The 792-nt window shown below is 40.9% G+C and carries 1 protein-coding gene; it reads right to left on the minus strand.

The features are described from left to right. On the minus strand, positions 1–792 hold a 792-nt coding region (locus tag ACJTHF_RS14005), incomplete at both ends, for a hypothetical protein (RefSeq protein WP_407812637.1).

The raw sequence follows: 792 nt of genomic DNA on the forward strand, positions 1-792 counted from the left end.
AATGATTCACTCGTGCTCAATGACTCACTTGTGCTCAATGACTCACTTGTACTTAATGACTCTGATGTACTTAATGATTCGCTCGTACTTAATGATTCGCTTGTACTCAATGACTCACTTGTGCTCAATGACTCTGATGTACTTAATGATTCGCTTGTACTCAATGATTCACTCGTGCTCAATGACTCACTTGTACTTAATGATTCGCTTGTACTCAATGATTCACTCGTGCTTAATGATTCACTCGTGCTCAATGACTCACTTGTGCTCAATGATTCGCTTGTACTCAATGACTCACTTGTGCTCAATGACTCTGATGTACTTAATGATTCGCTCATGCTTAATGATTCACTCGTGCTCAATGACTCGCTGGTACTCAATGATTCACTCGTGCTCAATGACTCGCTTGTACTCAATGATTCGCTCGTACTTAATGATTCGCTTGTGCTTAGTGATTCACTCGTGCTCAATGACTCACTTTCACTTAATGATTCACTCGTGCTCAATGATTCACTCGTGCTCAATGATTCACTCGTGCTCAATGACTCACTTGTACTTAATGATTCACTCGTACTTAGTGATTCACTTGCGCTGATCGACTCACTTTCACTTAATGACTCGCTTGTGCTTAATGATTCGCTTGTACTCAATGACTCACTTGTGCTCAATGACTCACTTGTACTTAATGATTCACTCGTACTTAGTGATTCACTTGCGCTGATCGACTCACTTTCACTTAATGACTCGCTTGTGCTTAATGATTCACTCGTGCTCAATGACTCACTTGTGCTC

Source organism: Mammaliicoccus sp. RAM2 (genome assembly GCF_045897195.1).
GTDB lineage: Bacteria > Bacillota > Bacilli > Staphylococcales > Staphylococcaceae > Mammaliicoccus > Mammaliicoccus sciuri.